General features: G+C 74.9%; 25 protein-coding genes. 8 read left to right on the forward strand and 17 right to left on the reverse strand.

The genetic code is table 11. The annotated features are described in order from the left end of the window. Positions 1-118: 118 nt before the first annotated feature. From HL054_RS10500 to HL054_RS10525, 6 genes are all read right to left on the reverse strand, one after another. A complete protein-coding gene (locus tag HL054_RS10500; RefSeq protein WP_369138919.1) occupies positions 119-1,405 on the reverse strand; it encodes a sugar ABC transporter permease in 1,287 nt (428 codons plus the stop codon). Between the two features lie 8 nt (positions 1,406-1,413). After that, positions 1,414-2,214, reverse strand: coding sequence for an ATP-binding cassette domain-containing protein (locus tag HL054_RS10505; RefSeq protein WP_369138920.1), 801 nt, complete (start codon positions 2,212-2,214; stop codon positions 1,414-1,416). Positions 2,215-2,287: 73 nt separating this feature from the next. Further along, a complete protein-coding gene (locus HL054_RS10510) occupies positions 2,288-3,367 on the reverse strand; it encodes a sugar ABC transporter substrate-binding protein (protein ID WP_369138921.1) in 1,080 nt (359 codons plus the stop codon). 269 nt (positions 3,368-3,636) lie between these two features. After that, positions 3,637-3,918, reverse strand: a complete 282-nt coding sequence (locus HL054_RS10515; protein ID WP_369138923.1) for a thiamine-binding protein — start codon at positions 3,916-3,918, stop codon at positions 3,637-3,639. A gap of 69 nt (positions 3,919-3,987) precedes the next feature. Then, a complete protein-coding gene (gene dxs / locus HL054_RS10520; protein ID WP_369138924.1) occupies positions 3,988-5,910 on the reverse strand; it encodes a 1-deoxy-D-xylulose-5-phosphate synthase in 1,923 nt (640 codons plus the stop codon). 104 nt (positions 5,911-6,014) lie between these two features. Continuing rightward, positions 6,015-6,383, reverse strand: a complete 369-nt coding sequence (locus HL054_RS10525; RefSeq protein WP_369138925.1) for a hypothetical protein — start codon at positions 6,381-6,383, stop codon at positions 6,015-6,017. Positions 6,384-6,590: 207 nt separating this feature from the next. On the opposite strand from HL054_RS10525, the gene HL054_RS10530 reads away from it, so the two are divergent. From HL054_RS10530 to HL054_RS10540, 3 genes are read left to right on the forward strand one after another with little or no spacing between them, the layout of a single operon-like run. After that, on the forward strand, positions 6,591-7,280 hold the full coding sequence (locus HL054_RS10530; protein ID WP_369138926.1) for an ANTAR domain-containing protein: 690 nt from the start codon (positions 6,591-6,593) through the stop codon (positions 7,278-7,280). Between the two features lie 55 nt (positions 7,281-7,335). Then, on the forward strand, positions 7,336-8,025 hold the full coding sequence (locus HL054_RS10535; RefSeq protein ID WP_369138928.1) for an ANTAR domain-containing protein: 690 nt from the start codon (positions 7,336-7,338) through the stop codon (positions 8,023-8,025). A 35-nt stretch (positions 8,026-8,060) separates the two neighbouring features. After that, complete coding sequence (locus tag HL054_RS10540) at positions 8,061-8,783, forward strand: GAF and ANTAR domain-containing protein (RefSeq protein WP_369138929.1); 723 nt, start codon at positions 8,061-8,063, stop codon at positions 8,781-8,783. On the opposite strand, the gene HL054_RS10545 is transcribed toward HL054_RS10540, so the two are convergent. From HL054_RS10545 to HL054_RS10555, 3 genes are all read right to left on the reverse strand, one after another. Continuing rightward, positions 8,780-9,541 carry an alpha/beta hydrolase family protein gene (locus HL054_RS10545; RefSeq protein ID WP_369138930.1) on the reverse strand — a complete coding sequence of 254 codons (762 nt, stop codon included), beginning with the start codon at positions 9,539-9,541 and terminating at the stop codon, positions 8,780-8,782. The genes HL054_RS10540 and HL054_RS10545 overlap by 4 nt on opposite strands. Positions 9,542-9,578: 37 nt before the next feature. Further along, positions 9,579-10,802 carry a class I SAM-dependent RNA methyltransferase gene (locus HL054_RS10550; protein WP_369138931.1) on the reverse strand — a complete coding sequence of 408 codons (1,224 nt, stop codon included), beginning with the start codon at positions 10,800-10,802 and terminating at the stop codon, positions 9,579-9,581. Positions 10,803-10,890: 88 nt separating this feature from the next. After that, on the reverse strand, positions 10,891-12,927 hold the full coding sequence (locus tag HL054_RS10555) for an APC family permease (RefSeq protein ID WP_369138932.1): 2,037 nt from the start codon (positions 12,925-12,927) through the stop codon (positions 10,891-10,893). A 205-nt stretch (positions 12,928-13,132) separates the two neighbouring features. Between HL054_RS10555 and HL054_RS10560 the strand changes: the two genes are divergently transcribed. Further along, positions 13,133-13,801 carry a potassium channel family protein gene (locus tag HL054_RS10560; RefSeq protein WP_369138933.1) on the forward strand — a complete coding sequence of 223 codons (669 nt, stop codon included), beginning with the start codon at positions 13,133-13,135 and terminating at the stop codon, positions 13,799-13,801. Then, complete coding sequence (locus HL054_RS10565; protein WP_369138934.1) at positions 13,801-14,469, forward strand: potassium channel family protein; 669 nt, start codon at positions 13,801-13,803, stop codon at positions 14,467-14,469. Before HL054_RS10560 ends, HL054_RS10565 begins: the two co-directional genes overlap by 1 nt. Positions 14,470-14,478: 9 nt before the next feature. Here the strand turns inward: HL054_RS10565 and HL054_RS10570 are convergent, their stop codons facing one another. The 7 genes from HL054_RS10570 to HL054_RS10600 form a co-directional block, all read right to left on the reverse strand. Beyond that, positions 14,479-15,252, reverse strand: a complete 774-nt coding sequence (locus tag HL054_RS10570; RefSeq protein WP_369138936.1) for a DUF3159 domain-containing protein — start codon at positions 15,250-15,252, stop codon at positions 14,479-14,481. 37 nt (positions 15,253-15,289) lie between these two features. Continuing rightward, positions 15,290-15,700 (reverse strand): OB-fold nucleic acid binding domain-containing protein, encoded by a 411-nt coding sequence (locus HL054_RS10575; RefSeq protein ID WP_369138937.1) that lies wholly within the window; start codon positions 15,698-15,700, stop codon positions 15,290-15,292. Continuing rightward, positions 15,697-16,500 (reverse strand): alpha/beta hydrolase family protein, encoded by an 804-nt coding sequence (locus HL054_RS10580; protein ID WP_369138938.1) that lies wholly within the window; start codon positions 16,498-16,500, stop codon positions 15,697-15,699. The genes HL054_RS10575 and HL054_RS10580 overlap by 4 nt, the downstream gene beginning before the upstream one ends. Further along, complete coding sequence (locus HL054_RS10585) at positions 16,497-17,276, reverse strand: DUF3710 domain-containing protein (RefSeq protein WP_369138939.1); 780 nt, start codon at positions 17,274-17,276, stop codon at positions 16,497-16,499. Before HL054_RS10585 ends, HL054_RS10580 begins: the two co-directional genes overlap by 4 nt. A 2-nt stretch (positions 17,277-17,278) precedes the next feature. After that, positions 17,279-17,800 (reverse strand): dUTP diphosphatase, encoded by a 522-nt coding sequence (gene dut, locus HL054_RS10590; RefSeq protein ID WP_369138940.1) that lies wholly within the window; start codon positions 17,798-17,800, stop codon positions 17,279-17,281. A 53-nt stretch (positions 17,801-17,853) separates the two neighbouring features. Continuing rightward, positions 17,854-18,810 carry a hypothetical protein gene (locus HL054_RS10595; protein ID WP_369138941.1) on the reverse strand — a complete coding sequence of 319 codons (957 nt, stop codon included), beginning with the start codon at positions 18,808-18,810 and terminating at the stop codon, positions 17,854-17,856. 179 nt (positions 18,811-18,989) lie between these two features. Further along, positions 18,990-19,292 carry a DUF4193 domain-containing protein gene (locus HL054_RS10600; protein ID WP_369138942.1) on the reverse strand — a complete coding sequence of 101 codons (303 nt, stop codon included), beginning with the start codon at positions 19,290-19,292 and terminating at the stop codon, positions 18,990-18,992. Between the two features lie 354 nt (positions 19,293-19,646). On the opposite strand from HL054_RS10600, the gene HL054_RS10605 reads away from it, so the two are divergent. Both HL054_RS10605 and HL054_RS10610 read left to right on the forward strand, forming a co-directional pair. Next, a complete protein-coding gene (locus HL054_RS10605) occupies positions 19,647-20,693 on the forward strand; it encodes a phosphotransferase family protein (RefSeq protein WP_369138943.1) in 1,047 nt (348 codons plus the stop codon). Positions 20,694-20,751: 58 nt separating this feature from the next. After that, positions 20,752-21,285: a LytR C-terminal domain-containing protein gene (locus HL054_RS10610; protein WP_369138944.1), complete on the forward strand. Its 534-nt coding sequence runs from the start codon at positions 20,752-20,754 to the stop codon at positions 21,283-21,285. Between the two features lie 27 nt (positions 21,286-21,312). Here HL054_RS10610 and HL054_RS10615 read toward each other — a convergent pair whose 3' ends face one another. Further along, on the reverse strand, positions 21,313-22,134 hold the full coding sequence (locus HL054_RS10615) for an inositol monophosphatase family protein (RefSeq protein ID WP_369139083.1): 822 nt from the start codon (positions 22,132-22,134) through the stop codon (positions 21,313-21,315). Positions 22,135-22,196: 62 nt separating this feature from the next. Between HL054_RS10615 and ppgK the strand changes: the two genes are divergently transcribed. Then, complete coding sequence (gene ppgK, locus HL054_RS10620; RefSeq protein WP_369138945.1) at positions 22,197-22,940, forward strand: polyphosphate--glucose phosphotransferase; 744 nt, start codon at positions 22,197-22,199, stop codon at positions 22,938-22,940. Positions 22,941-23,228: the final 288 nt, after the last annotated feature.

Here is a 23,228-nt window from a genome sequence, read left to right on the forward strand (position 1 = left end):
TCCCTGGTCACGGCGGCACGTCCCTGGTCACGGCGTCACGTCCTCGGCCACCTGCACCCCTCCGGTCCGGCGGTCCGGTCGTCCGGAGCCCTCGCGGGTGCTCCGGACGACCGGACCGTCAGTGTCCTGTCGCGGCCGCCCGGCGACGCGCCAGGGCGTCGACGCTCGCGGCCAGCAGCAGGACGGCGCCGGTGATGATGAAGTTCAGGTACGCGTCGACGCCCAGCAGGCCGAGGCCGTTGGCGATGATCGCGACCACCAGACCACCGAGGACGGCGTCGCGCACCCGGCCGCGGCCACCGAAGAGGCTGGTGCCGCCGATGACCGCCGCCCCCACCGCGTAGAGCAGCGTGTTGCCGCCACCGGAGCCCGGGGTGACCGAGGCGAGCCGGGAGGCGGCGACGAGCCCGCTGACCGCCGCCATCGACGAGGACAGCACGAAGACCAGCACCCGGATCTTGGTGACGTTGATGCCGGCGCGGCGGGCCGCCTCGGTGTTGCCGCCGACGGCGTACACGTGCCGGCCGAAGGTGGTGCGGCCGGCGAGGAACGTGAGCGCCAGCAGCAGCACGACCACCAGCGGCACCGCGTACGGGATGCCCTTGAGGTCGACGGCGGCCGACAGCGCGCGGTCGACGCTGAGCACCGCGGTCACCACCACCAGCACGGCGCCGATGACCACGATGCGGGCGACCACCACCAGCAGCGGCTGGTTGGACAGGCCCCGGGCGTTCGCCACCCGCCACCGGTTCAGCTGCAGCAGCGCGTAGAGCACGATCGCCGCCGCGGTGAGCGCCCAGCCGAGCCCGACGGGCAGGTTGCTGTTGGTGATCGCCCGCACGGTCTCGTCCCGGATCGGCACGGTGCCGCCCTGGCCGATCAGCCGCAGGGTCACCCCCTGGAAGCCCAGGAACAGCGCCAGGGTGACGACGAACGACGGGATCCCGATCAGGGAGACGACGACGCCGGTGAAGAGCCCGATGAGCGCACCGGTGAGCAGGGCACCGAGCACCGCGACGTACCAGGACGCCCCGGCGTCGGCGAGCAGCTGCGCGGCGACCGCGGCGCAGACGCCGCTGACCACGCCGGCGGACAGGTCGATGTCGCCGAGCAGCAGGACGAAGACCAGGCCCATCGCCAGCAGCGTGATGGGCGCGGCCTGCACGAGCAGGTTGGTGAGGTTGAGCGGGGTCAGGAAGGTGTTGGGGCGCAGCGCGTAGAAGAGCAGCGTGAGCGCGACGATGCCCAGGATGGCCGGCAGGGCGCCGAGGTCACCGCCGCGGATGCGGTTGAGGTAGCCGCGGACGACGCCGCCGAGGGAGCCGTCGGGGCGGTCGCCCTCGAAGCCGGACGGTGCGGAACCGCCGGGCTCGACGTTGCTGGTGGGGGTGGTGCTGGTCGACATCGGTGTCCTCAGATCCCAACTTCTGCTGCGGCGGCGGGCGCCATGCCGAGGTCCCCGGAGCGACCGGCGGTGATGAGCTCGATGACCTGGCTGCGGTCGACCGTGGAGATCGGCACGTCCGCGGCGACCCGGCCCAGGTAGAGCGCGGCGACCCGGTCGGCCACCTCGAAGACGTCGACCATGTTGTGCGAGATGAAGACGACCGCGTGCCCGGTGTCGGCCAGCCGGCGCACCAGGTCGAGCACCTGCCGGGTCTGCGCGACGCCCAGGGCGGCCGTGGGCTCGTCGAGGATGACGACCTTGGACTCCCAGAGCACGGCCTTGGCGATCGCGACCGTCTGCCGCTGACCGCCGGACAGGCTGGAGACCAGCTGGCGCACGGACTTCAGCGTCCGCACCGACAGCCGGGCCAGGGTGTCCCGGGCCGCCTGCTCCATGGACGCCTCGTCGAGCAGGATCCCCTTGGTGCGCTCACGGCCCAGGAACATGTTCTGCACGACGTCGAGGTTGTCGGCCAGCGCGAGGTCCTGGTAGACGACCTCGATGCCCAGCGCAGCGGAGTCGCGGGGGCCGGCGACCTGCACCGGCCGGCCCTCGAACAGGATCTCGCCGCTGTCGATGGGGTGGATGCCGGCGATGGACTTGATCAGCGTGCTCTTGCCGGCGCCGTTGTCGCCGACCAGTGCGGTGACCTTGCCGGTGTAGACCTTCAGGTCGACCCCGTGGAGGACCTGCACCGCACCGAAGCTCTTGTTCACGCCACGGAGTTCGAGGACGGGCGTGCCGTCCTCGGACTGCGGAACGCTCATGGTTGGCCTTCCTGCCTGCGACGAGCCTCGGGGCGCCCTCCCGGGAGGAGGACGCCCCGAGGGTGGGGATGGGTTAGGAGATGCCGAGCTCGGTGCAGGCGGCGGCGTACTCACCGGTGCACAGCTCTGCGGCGGTCACCTGGCCGTCGTCGGTGACCTGCTTGACCGTGTCCCGGGTGATGGAGACCGGGTCGAGCAGCACGGACGGGACCTGGCGGTCGCCCTCGGTGTCCTCCGACTCGCCGTTGATGATGTCCGGCGCGTCCTCGCCGTTGATCAGCGAGATGGCCAGCTCGGCCAGCGCCCCGGCCTCCTCGGAGGCCGGCTTGAACACCGTCATGCACTGACGCTCGGCGAGGATGTTCTGCAGGCCCTCGACCGAGGCGTCCTGCCCGGTGACGGGCACCTGACCGGCCTGGCCGTTGCGGGCCAGGGTCTGGATCGCCGCGTTGGCCAGCGTGTCGTTGGCAGCCAGGACGCCCTGGATGTTGCCACCGGCCTGGGTGTACATCTGCTCGAAGATCGTCGCCGCCTCGGCCGGGTCCCAGCCGGGGACGGCCTGCTCGGCGACCTGGGTGTAGGTCGGGATCGCGTCGAGGACCTCGTGCGCACCGCTGGCGAACAGCGTCGCGTTGCTGTCGTCGGGCGAGCCGTTGAGGAAGGCGATGTTCGCGGTGGTGTCGCCGAGGCAGTCCGCGAGGCCCTGGCCCTGCAGCTGCCCGACCTGGGCGTTGTCGAAGGAGACGTAGTACTCCGCCGAGCCACCGAGGGTGAGCCGGTCGTAGTCGATCGTCTGCACGCCCTGCTGGGCGGCCTGCTGCTGGATCTGGGCGCCGGAGGCGTTGTCCAGGTTGACGATCGCCAGGACGGTGACGCCCTCGGTGATCATCTGCTCGGCGATCGTGGCCATCCGCTGGGCGTCGCCCTCGGCGTTCTGGATGTCGTACTCGATCCCGGCGTCCTCGAACGCCGCCTCGAGCAGCGGGCGGTCGAAGGACTCCCACCGGGGAGAGGACTCGGTGTCGGGGAGGATGACCCCGACCTTGCCGGCGGCCTCCTCGCTGCCGCCGCCACCGCCACCGCTGCCGCCGCCGTCGTCGTCGCTGCCGCAGGCAGCCAACCCGAACACGAGCGTGGCTGCGAGAGCCGTCATGAGGGTGCGCCGTACCGCCATCAGGTCCTGCCGTTTCGTTGAGGTCTGTAACAGTGCCGGGCGTGATGGTGCGCGGCCTCACACTGTGGCGGCAAGCACAATCGATCACCGTTATGAGCCCGTGATCGAAAGTTCCCGATACGTCACAGACGTCTACCGTGGCGCAGACCTGCTGCTAGACGGCGTGGCGCGGTCCCGGTGGGCCGGTGCCGGCTGTCCGGTCGGCCACCCCCGCGGGGGGCGGCTGCCGACGTGTGCCGGGCCGTGCCTCAGCGGAACTCGTGGGTGAGGCTGTCCATGGTGCGGTGCACGCTCGCCACCTTGAGGTGGGAGATGCCACCGGTCGCCCCCGCGGCCAGCATCGCCTCGTGCGCGGCCCGCAGGGTGGCCCACACCGCGTCGGCGTCGCCCTCCAGCGTGGTGCCGAGCGCACCCACCTCGCACCGCAGCCCGGACGCCTGCAAGACGCGGATCGCGGCCTCGACGTGGGCGTGCGGGTCGTCCGCGGTGCCCGGCGGCGACGGCGCCACCTGGATCTCGGCGATGATCATGATGCTCCTCCGGCCCTCGTGCAGGGTCCCGGCACGAGCGAGCGAGTGGTGGGGGGCACGGGGGTCCTTCTACTGCTGCTGGCCCTCGGCCCGCTCGGTCTGCTGCTCGGCGGCACCGCGGTCGGCGACCCGCGCCGCCCACTCCACGATCCGGCGGGCGACGTCCTGCTCGGTGAGGCCGGCGTCGGCGAGCACCTGGCCGCGGCTGCCGTGGTCGAAGAAGCGCTGCGGCAGGCCGAGGGTGCGGACCGGCACGTCGCAGTCGTCGTCCTGCAGCGCGCGGGACAGCATCGACCCGACGCCACCGGCCCGGCCGCCGTCCTCGACGGTGACCACCAACCGGTGCGCCGCGGCCATCGCCAGCAGCTCGGTCGAGACCGGCAGCACCCAGCGCGGGTCGACGACGGTGACCTCGATGCCGTGGTCGGCGGCCCGCTCGGCGACGGCCAGGCACATCGGCACCAGCGACCCGACGGCGACCAGCAGCACCTCCGGGGTGGCACCGCGGCGCAGCACGTCGACCGGCCCGCGGCGCTCCAGCGCGGGCAGCTCCACCGGCAGCGCGCCCTTGGGGAAGCGGACGACGGTGGGGCCGTCGGTGACCGCGACCGCCTCGCGCAGCGCCTCGCGCAGGGTGGGCTCGTCGCGCGGCGCCGCCAGCTGCAGCCCGGGCACGACCGAGCAGATCGACATGTCCCACATGCCGTTGTGCGAGGCGCCGTCGGACCCGGTGACGCCGGCGCGGTCCAGCACGACGGTGACCGGCTGGCCGTGCAGCGCGACGTCCATCAGCAGCTGGTCGAACGCGCGGTTGAGGAAGGTGGAGTAGACCGCCACGACCGGGTGCAGCCCGGCCATCGCCAGCCCGGCCGCGGAGGTGAGGGCGTGCTGCTCGGCGATGCCGACGTCGAAGGTCCGCTCGGGGAACCGCTCGGCGAAGGAGGCCAGTCCGGTCGGGTGCAGCATCGCCGCGGTGATCGCGACGACGTCGGAGCGCTCGGTGCCGATCCGCACCAGCTCGTCGGAGAAGACGTCGGTCCACTCCGGGCCGGCGGCGGCGGAGGACAGCCCGCTGTCGGGCTCGAAGACCCCGGTGGAGTGCCAGGCGTCGATCGTGTCGGTCTCGGCCGGCGGGTAGCCGAAGCCCTTGGTGGTGACGGCGTGCACGATGACCGGGCCGCCGAAGGACCGCGCCCGGCGGAGCGCGGACTCCATCATCTCCACGTCGTGGCCGTCGACCGGTCCGACGTACTTCATGCCGAGGTCCTCGAACATGCCCTGCGGCGACAGGACGTCCTTGAGGCCCTTCTTGATGGCGTGCAGCGCGTCGTAGAGCGTCGAGCCGACGACGGGCGCCTTGTGCAGCGCCTGGCGGACCGCCGCCAGCGCGTCCTCGTAGCCGGGCCGCAGCCGCAGCGTGGCCAGCGCGTCGGCGACCCCGCCGATGGTCGGCGAGTACGAGCGGCCGTTGTCGTTGACGACGATGACCACGGGCCGGTCGTCGGCGGCGGCGATGTTGTTCAGCGCCTCCCAGGCCATGCCCCCGGTGAGCGCGCCGTCGCCGATGACCGCGACCACCGGCCGGGAGTCGCCGCGGACGGCGAAGGCCTTGGCCAGGCCGTCGGCGTAGGACAGCGACGTGGAGGCGTGGCTGTTCTCCACCCAGTCGTGCTCGCTCTCCGCGCGGCTCGGGTAGCCGGACAGCCCGCCGCGCTGGCGCAGCTGGGTGAAGCCCTCCAGCCGGCCGGTGAGCAGCTTGTGCACGTAGGCCTGGTGGCCGGTGTCGAACACGATCGGCTCGCGCGGGGAGTGGAAGACCCGGTGCAGCGCGATCGTCAGCTCGACCGCGCCCAGGTTGGGGCCGAGGTGGCCGCCGGTCCTGGCGACGCTGGTGACCAGGGCGTCGCGGATCTCTGCGGCGAGCACGGGGAGCTGGTCGGGCCGCAGTGCCCGGAGGTCATCGGGCCCGGTCAGCGAGCGGAGCAACGACACGACGGGGCAGGGTCCTCTCGACGACGGCGGCGTCCGGTGGGGCGCAACCGGTGGGGGTCCCACTGTAACTGCGAACCGGCGGCCCGCCCGGTGAGCGCGGGCACTCAGAGCCGGGGCACCCAGCGCTCCCCGCGCAGCGCCCCGGCGACCACCTCGACCCCGCGGGCGGCCCGGGTCAGCCGGGCGCCCTCCCGCTCGTAGGCGTTGATGGCCGCCTCCATCGCCTCGGCCGGCAGCTGGTCGGCCAGCTCGACGCGGACGGTGCGCCAGCCGGCGCGGGCCGCCTCGAGGCCCGCGGCGACGTGGTCGGCGGCGAACCGGGCCAGCAGCACCGGGTACCGGCGCAGCACCTCGTGCGCCCGGTAGTCGTGCGGCACCAGGTCGTACAGCCACGCGACCGCCGTGCGCTCCCAGTCCGGCGCCCCCGGCGGGGCCACCTCGTCCGGCCAGCCCGGGGGCAGTGCGACGTCCACCCCGCCAGTGTGCGACCCGTGGGCGCGGCACGGGGCACCGCATCGCACGTGTGTTCGAAGCGTCACCTGCCGGTGCCGAGCCGTGCACGGTCGTGCCGGAACACCCTCCGATCCGCCCGAAGTGCGCTAGGTTCACGGCAGAACCCCGTGGGCGCCCCGGACCCGGCAGCTCGACGACTCGTGCACCGCCACCGAGAGTCGGTTGAGATGGTCCTGGACCCGCACCGGCACGGCCCCTTCGACGCCCGCCCGCCCGCCCCGGGACCGGCTGGCCCACCCGACGGGCACAGCGTGCTGGTGTCGGTGGTGCGGCTGGTCGGCGAGCAGGACGGGTCGACGGTGCCCGAGCTGCGCGCCCGTCTCGACCGGGCCTGCGGCCTCGACCCGCAGGGCCTGGTGGAGGCGGACCTGGCCGCGGTGACCTTCATCAGCTGCGAGCCCCTGCGCGTGCTGGCCCAGACGAAGGTGCGGATGGCCGACCGGTTCCGGCTCACGTCGGTCTCCCGGCCGGTGCGGCGAGTGATCGACCTCACCGGCCTCGACGACGTGCTTGGGCCGGTCCCGGAGGAGGAACCTGAGGTGGCGGCGGCTGAGGCCGCCGCGCTCGCGCTGCTCGCCGACCTCGAGGGCGAGGTGCGCGCGCTGCGCGAGGCGACCCAGGGTCGCGCAGCCGTCGAGCAGGCCAAGGGGCTGCTGATGGGCATCAACGGCTGCGACGCCCAGCACGCCTGGTCGCTGCTGGTCCGCACCGCCGCCGGCTCCGGCGTGCGGATCCGCGACCTCGCCCAGGCGGTGACCGCCGCGGCGGCCGGTGAGCCCGAGCCGGTCGCCCTCCCGGTCCGGGCCGCCATGCGCGCCCTGGCCGGCTCCCCCACGCGGGGACGCGGTCCGCTGTGACCGGCCCGCGACCGTCTGCACCACCACCGGCGACCTGCCGCTGGAGGCGCCCCCCGTGTCACCTCGGGTGAACGAGATCCTCGCCGGGCTGGCGCGCGGCTGCCCGGACGGCGAGGGGCTGGCCGACCGGCTGGTCGCCGACTGCGCCCATGCCGCCGCGGTGACCGGCGTGGGGCTGTCCCTGACCACCGACTCCGGGTCGGGCGCGGTGGTGGTCGCGGTGAGCGACCACCGGGCGGGCGTGGTCGAGGAGCTGCAGTTCACCCTCACCGAGGGCCCCTGCGTCGACGCGGCGCGGTGGGGCCGGCCGGCGCTGCAGCCCGACCTCGGCAGCGGCGTCCGGCCCCGGTGGCCGAGCTTCACCGCCGGCGCGCTGGCCGCCGGGCTGCACGCGGTCTTCGCCTTCCCGCTGCGGGTCGGGGCGATCCAGCTCGGCGTGCTGGACCTGTACCGGGACACCGCCGGGCCGCTCACCGGGGCGGAGCTGGCCGAGGCGCTCTGCTTCGCCGACGCCGCGACCGCCCTGCTGCTGCACCTGCAGGCCGAGGTGCACGGGGGTGGGGGGCTGGCTGCCGTCGACGACCGCGCCGAGGTGCACCAGGCGACCGGGGTGGTGTCGGTGCACGCCGGGGTGACCCTCGTCGACGCGCTGACCCTGCTGCGGGCGCGGGCCTACGCCGACGGCACCCCGATCGGCGAGGTCGCCTCCGCGGTGCTGGCCGGCGAGCTGCAGCTCAGCGACTGACCGACGACGCACGATCGCTCGAGAAGAGGGAGACCATGACCCCAGAGGCCCGGATGGCAGAGGTCTTCGTGGAGCTGGCCGACACGTTGGTCGACTCCTTCGACGTCGTCGACTTCCTGCACGTGGTGACCGAGCGGTGCGTGGAGCTGCTGCCCTGCGACGCCGCCGGGATGCTGCTGGGTGACCAGCGCGGCGGCCTGCGGGTGGTGGCGGCGACCACGCGGGAGGTCGAGCGGCTGGAGGTGTACCAGCTGCAGCAGGACGAGGGGCCGTGCCTGGACTCGTTCAGCACCGGTGAGCTGATCGCCAACGTCGACCTGGTCCACCCCGACGACCGGTGGCCGGTCTTCAGCGCCGCGGCGGTGCGGCACGGGTTCTCCGTGTCGCAGGCGCTGCCGATGCGGCTGCGCGCGCAGGTGATCGGCGCGCTGGGCCTCTTCAACTCCGAGCGGGTCGAGTTCACGCCTGCGCAGGTGGCGCTGGGCCAGACGCTGGCCGACATCGCCACGATCGGGTTGCTGCACGAGCGCGCCGCGCGGGACCAGACGCTGCTGTCCGAGCAGCTGCAGTCGGCGCTCACCAGCCGGGTGCTGATCGAGCAGGCCAAGGGCGTGCTCTCCGCCCGGGCCGGCACCGGCGTCACCGAGGCCTTCGAGCTGATGCGCTCGCACGCCCGCCGGAACCGCCGGCCGTTGAGCGAGGTCGCCTCCGCCGTCGTCGCCGGCACGCTGATGCCGGAGGACCTGCGGACCGGCTAGCGGTCCCCGGCGCACCGGTCGGCGAAGGCCACCAGGTCCTCGGGGCGGAAGTACGAGAGGTCACCGTGCTCCCCGGAGGCCACCGCGGTGCCCACGGACGCACCCTGGGCCCGGAGGGCGGCGACGAGCACGTCGCCGTGGGCGGCGGCGGGCACCCAGGTGTCGTCGGGCGACGTCACCACGAACCAGCGCATCGAGGCCGGCAGCCCGGCCAGCCGGCGGGCGGGGTTGGAGCGGGCCGGCGGCGGGCCCCCGTAGACGTCGAGGAGCTCGGCCGTGGCTCCCGGGACGGCCGAGACGGCGCCGAGGTCGACGACGACCTCCGTGCCGTACCAGCACGGTGCGCTGACGGCCCCGTCGAGCAGGGCGTTCAGCGAGGTGGCGCCGCCCATCGAGCCGGCGACGAGCAGCCGCACCTCCGCGCGGGCCTGCCGGGCCGCCCACCGGGCCAGCTCCCGGGCGTCCCGGACCGCCGCCGGGCTCCCCCAGGCGTTGCCGTGCAGGTCCGAGGAGGCGACCGCCCAGCCCCGGGCCCGGATGGCGTCGAGCCAGGCCGAGCCCATGTAGCTGTCCACGTCGCCGGTCTGGCCGTGGAACCACAGCGCCACCCCGACGGTGCGGCCCGACGTCGGGGGGTCGAGCCGGACCCGCTGCCCGGCGAGCACGTCGGTGACCGTCCGCTCGGGGACGACGCCGCGTCCCGCGGTGCCGGCGGCGCCGCCGGTGCAGCCGGCCAGGGTGAGGAGCATCAGGAGCACGGCGACGAGCGTGGCCGCCGACGTCCGTGCGGGGCGTTCAGCCCGCATGGACCAGCAGTGCCACGCACTCCACGTGGGCGGTCATCGGGAAGCAGTCGAAGGCACGCAGCGTCTCCAGCCGGTAGCCGGCACCGGTGAACACCGCGACGTCCCGGGCCAGCGACGCCGGGTCGCAGGCCACGTAGACGACGGCCCGCGGCCCGGCGGCCGCGATGACCCGGCTCACGTCGGGCCCGGCACCGGCCCGCGGCGGATCGAGGACGACGACGTCCGGGCGGCCCAGGTCGGCCAGCAGCTCGGTGAGCCCGGGGGCGTCGACGTCGCCCTGCCAGACCTCGGCCTGGGGCAGGTCGGCGAGGTTGGCGTCGGCGGCGGCGCAGGCTGCGGCGTCGGACTCGACGCACACCACCCGGCCGCCGCCCCCCACCCCCGGGGCCAGCGCGCCACCGAAGAGGCCGGCACCGGCGTACAGGTCGAGCACCGTCTCCCCCGGCTCGACGGCAGCGGCCGCGGACACCGCACCGACGAGGGCGTCGGCGGCGGCCGGGTGCACCTGCCAGAAGCCGGTGCCCTCGACCTCCCAGTCGCGCCCGCCGGCCGAGCGCTGCGCCCGGCCGGCCGGCTCCTCCGGGACGTCGACCCCCGGCCGCAGCACCCGCGTGGAGGTGGCCTGGCCGCGGCGGTCGAGCCGGGTGGTGGTCACCACGCCCGCGGAGTCGACGGCGACGTCCATCCCGCCCGCGCCGGGCCAGCGGCGGCCCAGCACGGCGTGGGTGGCCGGCTCGACGGTGATCGGGCAGTCGTCGAGGACGACGACGTCGTGCGAGCGGTGCCGGCGCAGGCCGGGCCGCCCGGTGCGGTCGACGGCGAACCGGGCCCGGGACCGCCAGCGCAGCGGGCCGCCGGGCAGCGCCTCGACCTCGACCGGCACGTCGAGCCCGGCCAGCCGGGACAGCTGCTCCCGGACGACGGCGGCCTTGAGCGCGAGCTGGCCGGCGTGGCCGACGTGCTGCCAGTCGCACCCGCCGCACCGCCCGGGGCCGCTGTGCGGGCAGGGCCGCTCGACCCGGTCGGGTGCGGCCTCGAGCACCTCCACGGCGTCCGCGCGGCAGAAGCCGGCGTGTCGGTCCTCGGTGACCTGCACGACCACCCGCTCGCCGGGCAGCGTGTGCCGGACGAACACCACCCGGCCCTCGTGCCGCGCCACGCAGTGCCCCCCGTGCGCCACCGGCCCCACGGTCACCTCGAAGCGGTCGCCCACCCAACCAGCGCCGGCCCTCCGGCCCCCGGCCCCGGCCCGAGGCTCGTCCCGAGCCTGCGAGGGATGAGGAGGCCGGGGTCCTTCGACTTCATCCATAGGGGGTCTGCTCCACGTCGTCGGTGAGCCCGCGGCGCAGGTCGCCCGGCACCGGGCCCTGACCCTCCACCTTGGGTTCACGGTCCAGGGAGCTCTCCAGCTGCCACGGCACGCTGGTGATCATCACGCCCGGCTGGAACTGCAGCCGGGTGCGCAGCCGCAGCGCGCTCTGGTTGTGCAGCAGGTTCTCCCACCAGTGGCCGACGACGTACTGCGGCACGAAGACGACGACCAGCTCGCGCGGGCTGGACCGGCGGATGTCCCGGACGAAGTCCAGAACCGGGCGGGTGATCTCCCGGTAGGGCGAGTCGACCACGGTCAGCGGCACCGGGATGTCGTAGCGCTCCCAGTCGGCCTGCAGGGCGCGGGTGTCGTCGTCGTCCACGTTGACGGTGAGCGCCGTCAGCTCGTCGGGCCGGGTGGCCCGGGCGAAGGCGAGCGCCCGCAGCGTCGGCTTGTGCACCTTGGACACCAGCACGACCGCGTGCACCTTGCTCGGCTTCGTCCGGGCGTCGCTGTCGGGCACCAGCTGGCGGGCGACGTTGGAGTAGTGCCGGTTGATCGACCGCATGAGCAGGAAGATGACCGGCATCGCGGCGATGACGATCCAGGCGCCGCCGGCGAACTTGGTGACCACCACGATGGCCAGGACGACGGTGGTCAGCGTGCCGCCGATCGCGTTGATCACGCGGGACCGCTGCATCCGCCCGCGCAGCGCCGGCTCGGTGGCCCCGCGGAGCTCGCGGTTCCAGTGCCGCACCATGCCCCACTGGCCGATGGAGAAGCTGGTGAAGACGCCGACGATGTACATCTGGATGAGCTGCGTCGAGTCGGCGTCGAAGACGACCAGCAGCAGGATCGCGAACCCGGCGAGCAGCAGGATGCCGTTGCTGTAGACCAGCTTGTCCCCGCGGGTGTGCAGCTGGCGGGGCATGAACCGGTCCTGGGCGAGCACCGAGCCCAGCAGCGGGAAGCCGTTGAAGGCGGTGTTGGCCGCCAGGATGAGCACCAGCGCGGTGGCCGCCTGGACGAAGAAGAAGCCGAGGGAGTCCGCTCCGCCGAAGACGGCCGCGGCCACCTGGGCGATGACGGTCCGCTGCGGCTCGGTCTCGCAGTCGGCGAAGCCCACCAGGTCGCAGGTGTTCTCGACGTACTTGACGTCCGACAGCAGCGCCAGTGCGGTGACCCCCGCGAACATGGTCGCCGCGATGCCGCCCATCAGCGCCAGCGTGGTCGCGGCGTTCTTGCTCTTCGGCGGGCGGAACGCCGGCACGCCGTTCGCGATGGCCTCCACGCCGGTGAGCGCTGTGCACCCGGAGGCGAAGGCGCGCAGCACGAAGAAGATCAGCGCCAGGCCGGTCACGTTCTCGTAGCCGGGCTCCGGGAGCACCGCGTACTGCGCGCTCTCGGCCACGACCGGGTTGTCGGTGACGAGCTCGCGCACCAGGCCGGTGACGATCATCACCATGATGCAGGCGATGAAGGCGTAGGTCGGGACGGCGAAGGTGCGGCCGGACTCGCGCACGCCGCGCAGGTTCATCGCGACCAGCACGGCCACCAGGACCACCGAGATCAGCACGCGGTGCTCGTCGAGGCGGGGGAAGGCCGAGATGATGTTGTCGGTGCCTGCGCTCACCGAGACCGCCACGGTGAGCACGTAGTCGGTGAGCAGGGCGCTGGCCACCACGAGGCCGGCGAACTGCCCGTGGTTCTTCATCGCCACCTCGTAGTCACCGCCGCCCGAGGGGTAGGCGTGCACCACCTGGCGGTAGGACAGCACCACCACGGTCAGCAGCACCACGACCAGCGCGGCCAGCCACGGGGTGAGGAAGAGGAACGACGTCCCGGCCAGCGTCAGGAAGATCAGGATCTCCTGGGTCGCGTAGGCGACGGAGGAGAGCGGGTCGCTGGCGAAGATCGGCAGCGCGAGGTGCTTGGGGAGGAGGGACTCCCCCAGGCGGTCGCTGCGGACCGGCCGTCCGAGGACGAGGCGTTTCGGGAGTTGCCCGAGGTCGGACAGGGTCGGCACGCGGGCGATCGTACGGTCGCCGCGGCCCGCCGACCGCCGTCCCGGGGCGACGTCACTCACAGGGGCGCCCCGGAGGGGTGGGGACGGCGGCCTGGCCCGCCTCGGTGGCCACCGGTCGGGTGTACGTTCGCGCGCTGTACGCCCCCGCGGTGCGCGGGGTCGGCCGAGGGCTCGTGGGACCGGCGAGCAGACAGGGTGGGACAAGGTGCACGTGGTCGTCATGGGCTGCGGACGCGTCGGCTCGGCGATCGCCCGGCGGCTCGAGGCCGTCGGCCACAGCGTCGCGGTGATCGACCAGGACCCCGAGGCGTTCCGCCGGCTCGGCCCGGAGTTCGCCGGCCGGCAGATCACCGGGCTGGGCTTCGACCGGCAGACCCTGCTGGACGCAGGCATCGACACCGCCGGCGCCTTCGCCGCGGTGAGCAGCGGCGACAACTCCAACATCATCAGCGCCCGGGTCGCCCGGGAGACCTTCGGCGTCGAGCACGTCGTCGCGCGGATCTACGACTCCAAGCGGGCCGAGGTCTACGAGCGGATGGGCATCCCCAGCGTCGCGACCGTGCCGTGGACGGTCAGCCGGCTGCTGCGCGAGCTGCTCTCGGTCAAGGTCAGCGAGATCTGGCGCGAGCCGACGGGCAAGGTGCTGCTGATGCGGGTCACCGTCACCGACACCTGGGTCGGCCGCCCGCTGACCGAGCTCGAGGCCGCCTCCGGCTCCCGGGTGGCGTGGCTCGTCCGCTTCGGCGAGGCGCAGCTGCCCGCCGCTACCACCGTCCTGCAGACCGGCGACCACCTCGTCGTCGCCACGACCGATGAGTTCGCCGGCCGGGTCCACGAGTGCGTCGAGCAGGGCCCCACCGGAGGGAAGCACTGATGCGCGTCGCCATCGTGGGCGCCGGCGCCGTCGGCCGCTCCATCGCCACCGAGCTGCTCGGCAACGGGCACAGCGTGATGCTGATCGAGAAGAACGGTTCGCGGGTGAAGCCGCGGTCGGTGCCCGGGGCGGAGTGGGTGCAGGCCGACGCCTGCGAGGTCACCTCCCTGGAGGAGGCGCAGCTGGCCACCTGCGACGTGGTCATCGCCGCCACCGGCGACGACAAGGCCAACCTCGTGGTGTCCCTGCTGGCCAAGACCGAGTTCGCGGTGAACCGGGTGGTCGCCCGGGTGAAGGACCCGCGCAACGAGTGGCTCTACACCGAGGCCTGGGGCGTGGACGTCGCCGTCTCCACCCCGCGGGTGCTGGCCGCCCTGGTCGAGGAGGCGGTGACCGTCGGCGACGTCGTCCGGCTGATGAGCTTCCGCAAGGGCGCGGCGAACCTGGTGGAGATCACCCTGGCCGAGGACACCCCGTGGGTGGGCCGGCCGGTGCGGGACGTGCCGCTGCCCCGGGAGACGGTGCTCACCGCCATCCTGCGCGGCGATCGGGTGATCAACCCCGACCCGGACGAGCCGCTCGAGGCCGGGGACGAGCTGCTGTTCGTCACCCACGGCGACATCGAGGAGCAGCTGCAGAAGGTCATGTGCCCCGACGGGAGCTGCTGACGAGGCTGCTCAGGCGGCGGGCGGGTCGCCTGCGGCCGGTTCCTCCGAGCGGTGCCGGTGCAGGCGGGCGACCACCCAGAGGGTGACCACGAGCTCGACCGCGGTCAGCGGCAGGCCCAGCACCAGGGACGACGTGCCGAGCAGCTCCACCTCGTCGGCGCGGTAGAGCACGAACTGGACGACCGCGCGCAGCAGGAACACCCCGCCCCACAGCACGGTCAGCCAGCCGTAGGCGCGCAGCATCCGGCGGTCGTCGCGCCAGTGCCGCTCGGCCGGTGCGTCCGGGGTCCGCTCGGGCACCGCGGCCTCGGCCTGGTCGGCGGGCTTGCGGGTGAGCCGGCTGCGCAGCGACGGCAGCCGGTGGGTGGACATCTGGCCCAGGTGGCTGGGCGCCAGGAACTCGGCGACCACGCCGACCAGCGGCCAGCGGACCAGCAGCGAGCCGAGCAGGACGACGCCGATCGCGGCGTTGCGGATGATGCCGAGGACGAAGAAGTCGCGCGCCTCGCCGGTGCGGGCCGCGATCACCACGGCCACCGCGACGGCGAACAGCCCGCTGATGGCCTGCTGGATGCTCTCCCGGCGGACCAGCCGCAGCAGGAACACCACCACCGCCGCGGCGACGGCCGCCCAGATGCCGACGGTCAGGCCGCCGATGCCGTTGGCGACGATGAACGCGATGGTCGGCAGCGAGGCGTCGACCATGCCCCGCCAGCCCCCGAGCTGGTCCAGCACCATGTGCCGGTCGAACGTCATGCCGTTGCGCTGTGCCTGACCGCTCACCGCCGGCTGCCCCCGGGCCGTACCGGTGCGCGGGAGGTCACCCGGCGCTCAGCTCGTACCAGGGGTTGTAGATGACCTGACGGCCCTCGAAGGCGGCGAACCGGCCGCGGGCGGTGAGCCGGCGGCCCGGCTCGATGCCGGGGATCCGGCGGCGGCCCAGCCACACCAGCGTCACCGAGCCCGACCCGTCGAAGAGCTCGGCCTCCAGGGTCGGCACGGTCTCGCGCGGGGTGTAGACCACCGACTTCAGCCGGCCGGTCACGGTGACGACCTCGCCCTTGCGGCAGGCGCTCACCGGGGCGCACCCGGAGTTGACGACGTCGGACTGCAGCTCGCGGGCGTCGACGGTCTGGTCGTCGGCGGTCAGCTTCTGCAGCGTGCGGGAGAGCCAGCCGCGGGCACCGGGCTGTGCGCCCGGTGCGGCCGAGGTGGCCCTGGTGTCGGTCACGTCCCCAGCGTAGTGCGGTCCGGGCCGGCTGTCCGTCGCGCGGTCAGCCAGTCCACCGTGCGCAGCCAGGCCTCGTGCGTGAGGTCCAGCACCACCATGTGGTCGCCGGGCACGACGGCCACCTCGACCCGGTCACCGGCCGCCTCCGCCGCAGCCGCGTAGCGCCGGCTCTGCTCCAGCGGGACGGTCGTGTCCCCGGCGCCGTGCACGCAGAGCACGGCCGCGCCGGTGGGCAGCAGCTGCACCGGGTCGGCGGCCCGGTAGCGCTCGGGCACCTCGGCGGGCGTGCCGCCGAGCAGGTCGACGGTCGCCCCGGCACCGAGGTCGGCGGCGACCGCGGCCGTCAGGTCCAGCACGCCCGCCTGGAGCACCGCCGCGGTGACGGCGACCCGCGGCCCGGCCCCCGGGGCATCGGCGGGCAGCCGGCCGCGGCCGGCCGCCCAGGCCGCCAGGTGCCCGCCGGCGGAGTGGCCGACGACCGTCACGTCGGTGAGGTCCAGCCGTGCGGCCCCCGGCACGTCCGGCAGCGCGTCCAGCGCGGCGGCCACGTCCGCCAGGGTCGTCGGCCAGCCGCCGCCGGCACCGACCCGCCGGTACTCGACGGCCACCGCCGCCCAGCCGCGCGCGGCCAGGTCGGCCGCCAGCGGCCGGGCCAGGTCGATGCCGTAGCGGGCCCGCCAGAAGCCGCCGTGCAGCACGACGACGACCGGCGCCGGCCCGTCGCCGTCGCCGTCGGGGAGCGTCACCTCGAGGAACTGGTCCGGCGCCGGCCCGTAGGCGGTCGTGACCGGCGTGCTCACCCGGCGGCGCCCGGGGCGGGTGCCTGACCGGGTGCCTGACCGGGTGCCTGACCAGGTGCCTGACCGGGTGCCCGACCGGTCGCCGGGCCACCGGCCTTGCGCGCGGCCTGCTGTCGGGCGACCTGCTCGGCGGCCTGCGGCGGCAGGGTCAGCGGCAGTTGGTCGCGCACCGGCATCGGCAGCGTGCCCCGGACGACGACGACCGCCCGGAAGGCCGCCTCCAGCGCGGCCGACCCCTCCGGGCTGGCCGCGGCGGGGCCGGTGAGCATCCCGCGCAGGAACCACCGGGGGCCGTCGACGCCCAGGAAGCGGGCCGGCCGGCGCACCGGTGCGGACGGGCCCGACTGGCCCGGCTGCGCCGGCCCGGGCACCAGCACGGTGCCGGCGAGCTCGCGCCCGAAGGGGCCGTCCACCTCGCGGAGGGAACCGCCCTGGCCGCTGGCGCCGCGCGCCAGCTCGGCCCGGACGTCGTCCCACAGCCCGCCCGCGCGGGGGGCGGCGAAGACCGACAGCTGCAGCAGGGACTCCCCCGACCGCAGGCTCGCCCCGACCACCTGCTGCTGGGCGTTGACGTCGACCCGCAGCTCCATGCCGCTCACCGCGGGCACCCGCAGCGCACCCAGGTCCACCCGGGCCACGCCGTCGTCGGGGACGTCGGCGACGTCCCAGGGACCGCTGGTCGCGGCCTCCTCCCGCTCCCGCACCTGCGGCTCGGGGGGCACCCCGCGCTCGCGCAGGCTGCGGTCGATCCGGTTGCGCCGGCGTCCGAGCGGCATCGTCAGGCCCGTCCTTCCAGGGGTGAGGGGGTGGGGGCGGCGAGCGCCGCGGCCCCACCGGTGGAGCCGTGCCCGCCGCTGCCGCGCTCGCTGTCGGGCAGCTGCGCGACCGGCACGAAGCGGGCCCGGACGACCGGCTGCACCACCAGCTGGGCGACGCGGTCGCCGCGGTGCAGCCGGAGGGTGCGGTCCGGGTCGAGGTTGACCAGGTTGACCTTGATCTCGCCGCGGTAGCCCGCGTCGATCGTGCCGGGGGCGTTGACCAGGCTCAGCCCGAGCCGGTGCGCCAGCCCCGAGCGCGGGTGCACGAACCCGGCGAAGCCGTCCGGGATGGCCACGGCCACCCCGGTGCCGACCAGCGCGCGCTGGTGCGGGGCCAGCTCGACGTCCTCGGCCAGGCAGAGGTCGGCGCCGGCGTCGCCGGGGAGTGCGTAGGCGGGGAGGACGCCGTCCGGTGCGGTCAGCAGGACGGGCACCTCGACGTCCGACGCCGTCGGCCGGGGGTCGGGACGGGGTACGGGCACGGCGGCGAGGCTAGCCGCGCCGGCCGGGTCCGCGGGTGCCGGGCCGACCGCGGTCAGGACGACCCGGGGCCCGGCCCGATGCCCAGCTCGGCGCGGAGCCGGTCGGCGAGCGCGGTGGTGGCCTTCCGGTTGCCGCGGGCGGCCAGCGTGGCCCCCACCAGCAGCGGCGCCATGGACGTCGAGCTGCGCGCCAGCCGCTGGGTGACCCGGCGCCGCAGCGCGGTGGCGCCCGCCGTGCTGATCACCGAGAAGATCCCGGCCGAGCGGGTGCTGCCGACCGGTCGCTGGGTGGTCCAGCTGCTCAGGTAGGCCGCGGCCCGCTCCCGGGCGTCACCCGGGGCCCGCCGGCCGGCGAGCTCGTGCAGCTCGCCCACCAGGACCACCTCGACGGCGGCGACCAGCACCGTCTGCGCGCCCAGCTCCAGCGGGACGGCGACCATCGACGGCGGGGCGAACCACTGGGCGGCCGCCAGCCCGCCGGTGGCCGCGCCGATGCCACCGGTGAGGCGGGTGGCCCGGGCGACCAGCGCATCGGCGATCTCGGCGTCGGACAGCCCGGGGTGGGCCTTCCGCAGCCGGTCGCGGTCGCGGATCGGCAGCCGGGGCGCCGCGGCGTCGAGCAGGTCGCCGAGCACCCCGCCCGGCGCGAAGCCCCGCGAGCCGCCCTTGGCCGAGCGGCCGCCGGTCGCGGACCCGCCGCCCGTCGCACCGCCCGGGTCGGCGGCCGAGCGTGCGGCCGCGGCCACCGCGGCGATGACGTCGGTGAGCACGCCGGACGCCGCCCTCGCCCCGGCGGCGGCGCGCTGCCCGGCGGCCGAGGGCCCGCTGCCCGGCCGGCCGGCCGGGGCGTCCCGGCCCAGCAACCCGACGACGGCGTCGGCCAGCGCCCGGGCGGCGGAACCGAGCCCCGGCTCACCGCCGACGACCTCGCCCTCCACGGGCTCCCCCACCGGTCGCGGCGGAGGCACGTCACGCGGCGGCGGCACGTCCCGCGGCTGCTTCGAGGTCATCGGGTCGCCTTCCCTCAGTGGTGACGTGCTGGAACGGTCAGGCCCCGCCGCGAGCCCGTTGACGTACTGGAACGGCCCCGCTGCAGGGGCCCGCGCCGAGCTTGGTGAGGTGCAGGAACGGCCCCCTCGCAGGGCCCCACCGCGAGCTCGCGAGTGGTGGGGGGCGAGGGGGTCCTTCTTCAGGCCGCGCAGTCGCGGCAGACGGGCTGCCCGTTGCGGGTGGTCGCCAGCCGGGTGCGGTGGTGCACCAGGAAGCAGCGCGAGCAGGTGAACTCGTCCTCCTGCTTGGGCAGCACCCGGACGGTGAGCTCCTCGTTGGAGAGGTCGGCCCCGGGGAGCTCGAGGGCCTCGTTGAAGTCGGTCTCGTCGACGTCGACCGAGGAGCTCTGCGCCTCGGCCCGCCGGGCCTTGAGCTCCTCGAGGGAGTCCTCGCCGAGCTCGTCGGCCTCGTTGCGTCGGGGGGCGTCGTAGTCGGTGGCCATGGTGTGCCCCTTCTCTTTCCTCAACGCGGGCACCTGGCCCGCTCGTTCGCCGTCGGCGCCGGAGCGCCTCGGCCGGTGGTGCCGGCCGCCTGGGCGGCCGGGGGTCTGTCTCCGGCCCGGGGCCCCACTGCTGGGTCCCCGCGCCGGTCTCGCACGGTCGTGCACCGGACGCATCCGGGACCGCTCCGTCGGTGGTGCCACCTCCAGGACCGCTCCCGTCACGCGCCTCTGCACGCTCCGGCCAGCCGCCCAACGTCGCCAGGCCCCCGTTTGTGCCCGCCTCCCCGGAGGCGACACATGGGGGCCGCCGGGAGGCCGGCGGAGGGTGGGGGCGCCAGAGGCTACCCTGCCGCCGTGGCTGCTCCGGTGGGTGCTGATCCGGGGGTCGTCGGGCCCTACCTGGCGACCGTCCTGGGCGACGAGAAGTGGCGCTCGGTGGACGTCGAGCTCATCGCGGCGGGGATGTCGAACCTCACCTACGTGGTGACGCCTGCGGGCGGGTCGGCTGACGACGCGGTGATCCTCCGCCGTCCGCCGACCGGCGCGGTGCTGGCCACGGCGCACGACATGGTCCGCGAGCACCGGGTGATCTCGGCGCTGGCCGGCACGCCGGTCCCGGTCCCCCGCACGCTGCACCTGGCCACCGACACGTCCGTGCTCGGCGCGCCGTTCTACGTGATGGAGCGGGTCGTCGGCGTGCACGTCGTCACCGAGCTGCCGCCGGGCTACGCCGACGAGCCCGGTCAGCGCCGGGCGGTGGCCGACGGGCTGATGGACACCCTCGCCGACCTGCACGCCGTCGACCCGGCCGCGGTGGGCCTGGCCGACTTCGGCCGCCCCGAGGGGTTCCTGGAGCGGCAGGTGCGCCGCTGGACCAAGCAGTGGGACGCCACCCGGGACACCGACCGGCCGGCGCTGGACGCGCTGGCGGCCCGGCTGGCCGAGACCGTGCCGGCCCCCGCCCGCTCGGGCATCACCCACGGCGACTACCGGCTGGACAACTGCCTGCTCGACCCGGTGACGCCGGGCCGCATCCGCGCCGTCCTGGACTGGGAGATGTCCACCCTCGGCGACCCGCTGACCGACCTGGGCATGCTCTTCGTCTACTGGCCGCAGGCCGGCGAGGACCGGGACGTGTCGGTCCCCTCGGTCAGCGCGCTGCCCGGCTTCCCCACCCGCCGTGAGCTGGCCGAGCGCTACGCCGTGCGCAGCGGCGCCGACCTGTCCGACCTGCACTGGTACGTCGGGTTCGCGTACTTCAAGTTCGCCGCGATCGTGGCCGGGATCGTCGCCCGCTCCGCCGCCGGCGCGATGGCCGGCAAGGACACCACCGGCTACGCGGAGAAGATCGGTCCGTGCGTCGAGCTGGGACGCGCCGCACTGGACGACGGTGCGCTGTAGCAGCCCCCCGCGCCGCTAGGGTCTGCCGCGTGTGCGAGCTCGCCGACGTGAGGGAACCGTGAGCGAGACGACCGAGAGACGCCCGGCGGGCGCCAGGCGGCGCCGTCCGCTGCCGGCACTGATCTTCCTGCTGGTGCTCGCGCTGGCCGCGCTCACCGTGTGGTGGAACGTGCTCAGCGACGAGACCGCCCGGGACGAGGCCAAGGCGGCGGCCTGCAGCAGCGCCAGCGCCGCGCCGTCCGCGCTCGACCCGGCGACGGTCACCCTGCGGGTGCTCAACGCCAGCGACGTCGCCGGCCGGGCCGGTGAGGTCGCCACCACGCTGCAGAGCCGCGGGTTCGTCGTGGAGGAGATCGCCAACGACGGCAGCGGCATCGAGGTCACCGGCGTCGGCGAGCTGCGCTTCGGCCCGCGCGGTGCCAGCACGGCGGACTTCATGGCCCTCTACCTGCCGGGCTCGACCGACCGCCCCGACACCCGGGCCACCGCCGTCGTCGACGTGGTGCTCGGTCCGGACTTCGCCGGGCTCGCCACCCAGGAGCAGGTCCAGGCGGCCCTCGCCCCCATCGTCGACGCCGAGGGCGCCTGCTGACCGCTGGTCAGGGTGGCGGGACGACGCTCAGGCGTGCAGCTCCGCCAGCAGCTCCAGGAGCTCGTCAGCGACCGTCGGGGCGACGGCCACGGCCATCGGCTCGGCGAAGGGCCGTCCACCGAGCCCGGTGACCACCAGCCCGGCCTCTTCGGCCACCAGCGCCCCGGCCGCGTGGTCCCAGGGCTTGAGGTCCAGCTCGTAGTAGGCGTCCACCCGGCCGGCGGCGGCGGAGCACAGGTCGAGCGAGGCGCAGCCGGCGCGGCGGATGTCGCGCACCTCGGGCAGCAGGCGGGCCACCACGCCGCCCTGCGCGCGGCGCTGCTCGACGCGGTAGCCGAAGCCGGTGGCCACCAGGGTCTGCTCCAACGACACCGGCGCGCTGCCGTGCAGCTGCATCGCGGCCGCGCCCGGCGCGGTCAGCCACGCCCCACGCCCGCGGACGGCGGTGAACAGCTCGCCGGTCGCGACGTTGAGCACCACCCCGGCCACGGCCCGGCCGTCGACCTCGGCGGCGATGGAGACGGCGTAGGCCGGCAGCCCGTAGAGGAAGTTCACCGTGCCGTCGATGGGGTCGACCACCCAGCGGACGCCGCTGGTGCCCTCGCGGGCGGCACCCTCCTCCCCCAGCACCCCGTCGTCCGGCCGGGCCTCGAGCAGCCGGCGCACGATCAGCGCCTCGCTCGCGGTGTCCACGGCGGTGACCACGTCGACCGGGCTGGACTTGGTGTCGACCTGGTCCGCGGCGGTGCCGCGGCCGGCCCCGACGAGCAGCGCTGCCTCCTCCGCGGTGGCCCGGGCGAGCTCGAGCAGCTCGGTCGGCAGGTCGGGCGCGGCGGCGCCGGAGGTCATCACGAGGAGCGATCCTGCCCGACCTGCGCGACGCCGCCGCCGCCGGTCGCTAGCCTGCCCCCGTGCAGGGCTTCGGAGTGGACATCGGTGGCAGCGGCATCAAGGGCTGCGTGGTCGACCTGGACAAGGGCGAGCTGGTCGGCGAGCGGGTGCGCATCCCCACGCCGCAACCGGCGCTGCCCGAGCCGGTCTACGGGGTGGTGGCCGACATCGTCGGCCAGTTCGGCTGGGAGGGGCGCATCGGCGTCACCTACCCCGGCGTCATGAAGCACGGCGTCACCTTCACCGCCGCCAACATGGACAAGTCCTGGATCGGCACCGACATGGCCGCCGGCCTCGAGGCGGTCATCCCCGGCACGGTGCAGACGCTGAACGACGCGGACGCGGCCGGCATCGCCGAGATGGCCTACGGCGCCGGCAAGGACGAGCGGGGCCTGGTGCTGATGCTGACCTTCGGCACCGGCATCGGCAGCGCGCTGTTCATCGACGGCACCCTGGTGCCCAACACCGAGCTCGGGCACATCGAGGTCGACGGCCAGGACGGCGAGAAGCGCGCCTCGGCCTCGGCGCGGGAACGCGAGGAGCTCAGCTACGCCCACTGGGCCAAGCGGGTCGACCGCTACCTCGACACCCTGGAGAAGAGCATCTGGCCGGACCTGATCATCGTGGGCGGCGGGGTGAGCAAGAAGGCCGACAAGTGGGTGCCGCTGCTCTCGACCCGTACCCGCGTGGTCCCGGCCCAGCTGCTCAACGACGCAGGCATCGTGGGCGCCGCCCTCGCCGCGGAGCAGCACATCGGGCAGTGACGCCCGCGGACGGCGACCGGACCGCCGGTGCGGCTCCCCCCGCGGGGGGACCGCCCGCGCCGCCGGACCGGTCCCGGTACGGAACCGGTGGACCGTCGCGTGCGCGTCGTTACAATGGAACGGCCCCACCGCGTCAAGCCCTCAGCCAGCAGGTCATCCCCCGCTCCCAGCGCGGTGAAACACCCCAGCGGTGTGTCGCCTCGCCGCGCGTGTCGGTGGGCGGCAGCGGCCGGGTGCGGGCCGGGGCCGCTGCCCGCGGGCCACACGGCCCTCGAGGAACGCACCGCA

The sequence above is a fragment of the Modestobacter versicolor genome, from assembly GCF_041028285.1.
Taxonomy (GTDB): domain Bacteria; phylum Actinomycetota; class Actinomycetes; order Mycobacteriales; family Geodermatophilaceae; genus Modestobacter; species Modestobacter versicolor_A.

Coding starts and splice junctions, on each gene's coding strand:
- HL054_RS10600 (WP_369138942.1), bottom strand. CDS start 19,292: ATGGCCACCGACTACGACGCCCCCCGACGCAACGAGGCCGACGAGCTC.
- HL054_RS10530 (WP_369138926.1), top strand. CDS start 6,591: ATGGTCCTGGACCCGCACCGGCACGGCCCCTTCGACGCCCGCCCGCCC.
- HL054_RS10510 (WP_369138921.1), bottom strand. CDS start 3,367: ATGACGGCTCTCGCAGCCACGCTCGTGTTCGGGTTGGCTGCCTGCGGC.
- HL054_RS10500 (WP_369138919.1), bottom strand. CDS start 1,405: ATGTCGACCAGCACCACCCCCACCAGCAACGTCGAGCCCGGCGGTTCC.
- HL054_RS10615 (WP_369139083.1), bottom strand. CDS start 22,134: ATGACCTCCGGCGCCGCCGCGCCCGACCTGCCGACCGAGCTGCTCGAG.
- HL054_RS10540 (WP_369138929.1), top strand. CDS start 8,061: ATGACCCCAGAGGCCCGGATGGCAGAGGTCTTCGTGGAGCTGGCCGAC.
- HL054_RS10505 (WP_369138920.1), bottom strand. CDS start 2,214: ATGAGCGTTCCGCAGTCCGAGGACGGCACGCCCGTCCTCGAACTCCGT.
- HL054_RS10585 (WP_369138939.1), bottom strand. CDS start 17,276: ATGCCGCTCGGACGCCGGCGCAACCGGATCGACCGCAGCCTGCGCGAG.
- HL054_RS10595 (WP_369138941.1), bottom strand. CDS start 18,810: ATGACCTCGAAGCAGCCGCGGGACGTGCCGCCGCCGCGTGACGTGCCT.
- HL054_RS10565 (WP_369138934.1), top strand. CDS start 13,801: ATGCGCGTCGCCATCGTGGGCGCCGGCGCCGTCGGCCGCTCCATCGCC.
- HL054_RS10515 (WP_369138923.1), bottom strand. CDS start 3,918: ATGATCATCGCCGAGATCCAGGTGGCGCCGTCGCCGCCGGGCACCGCG.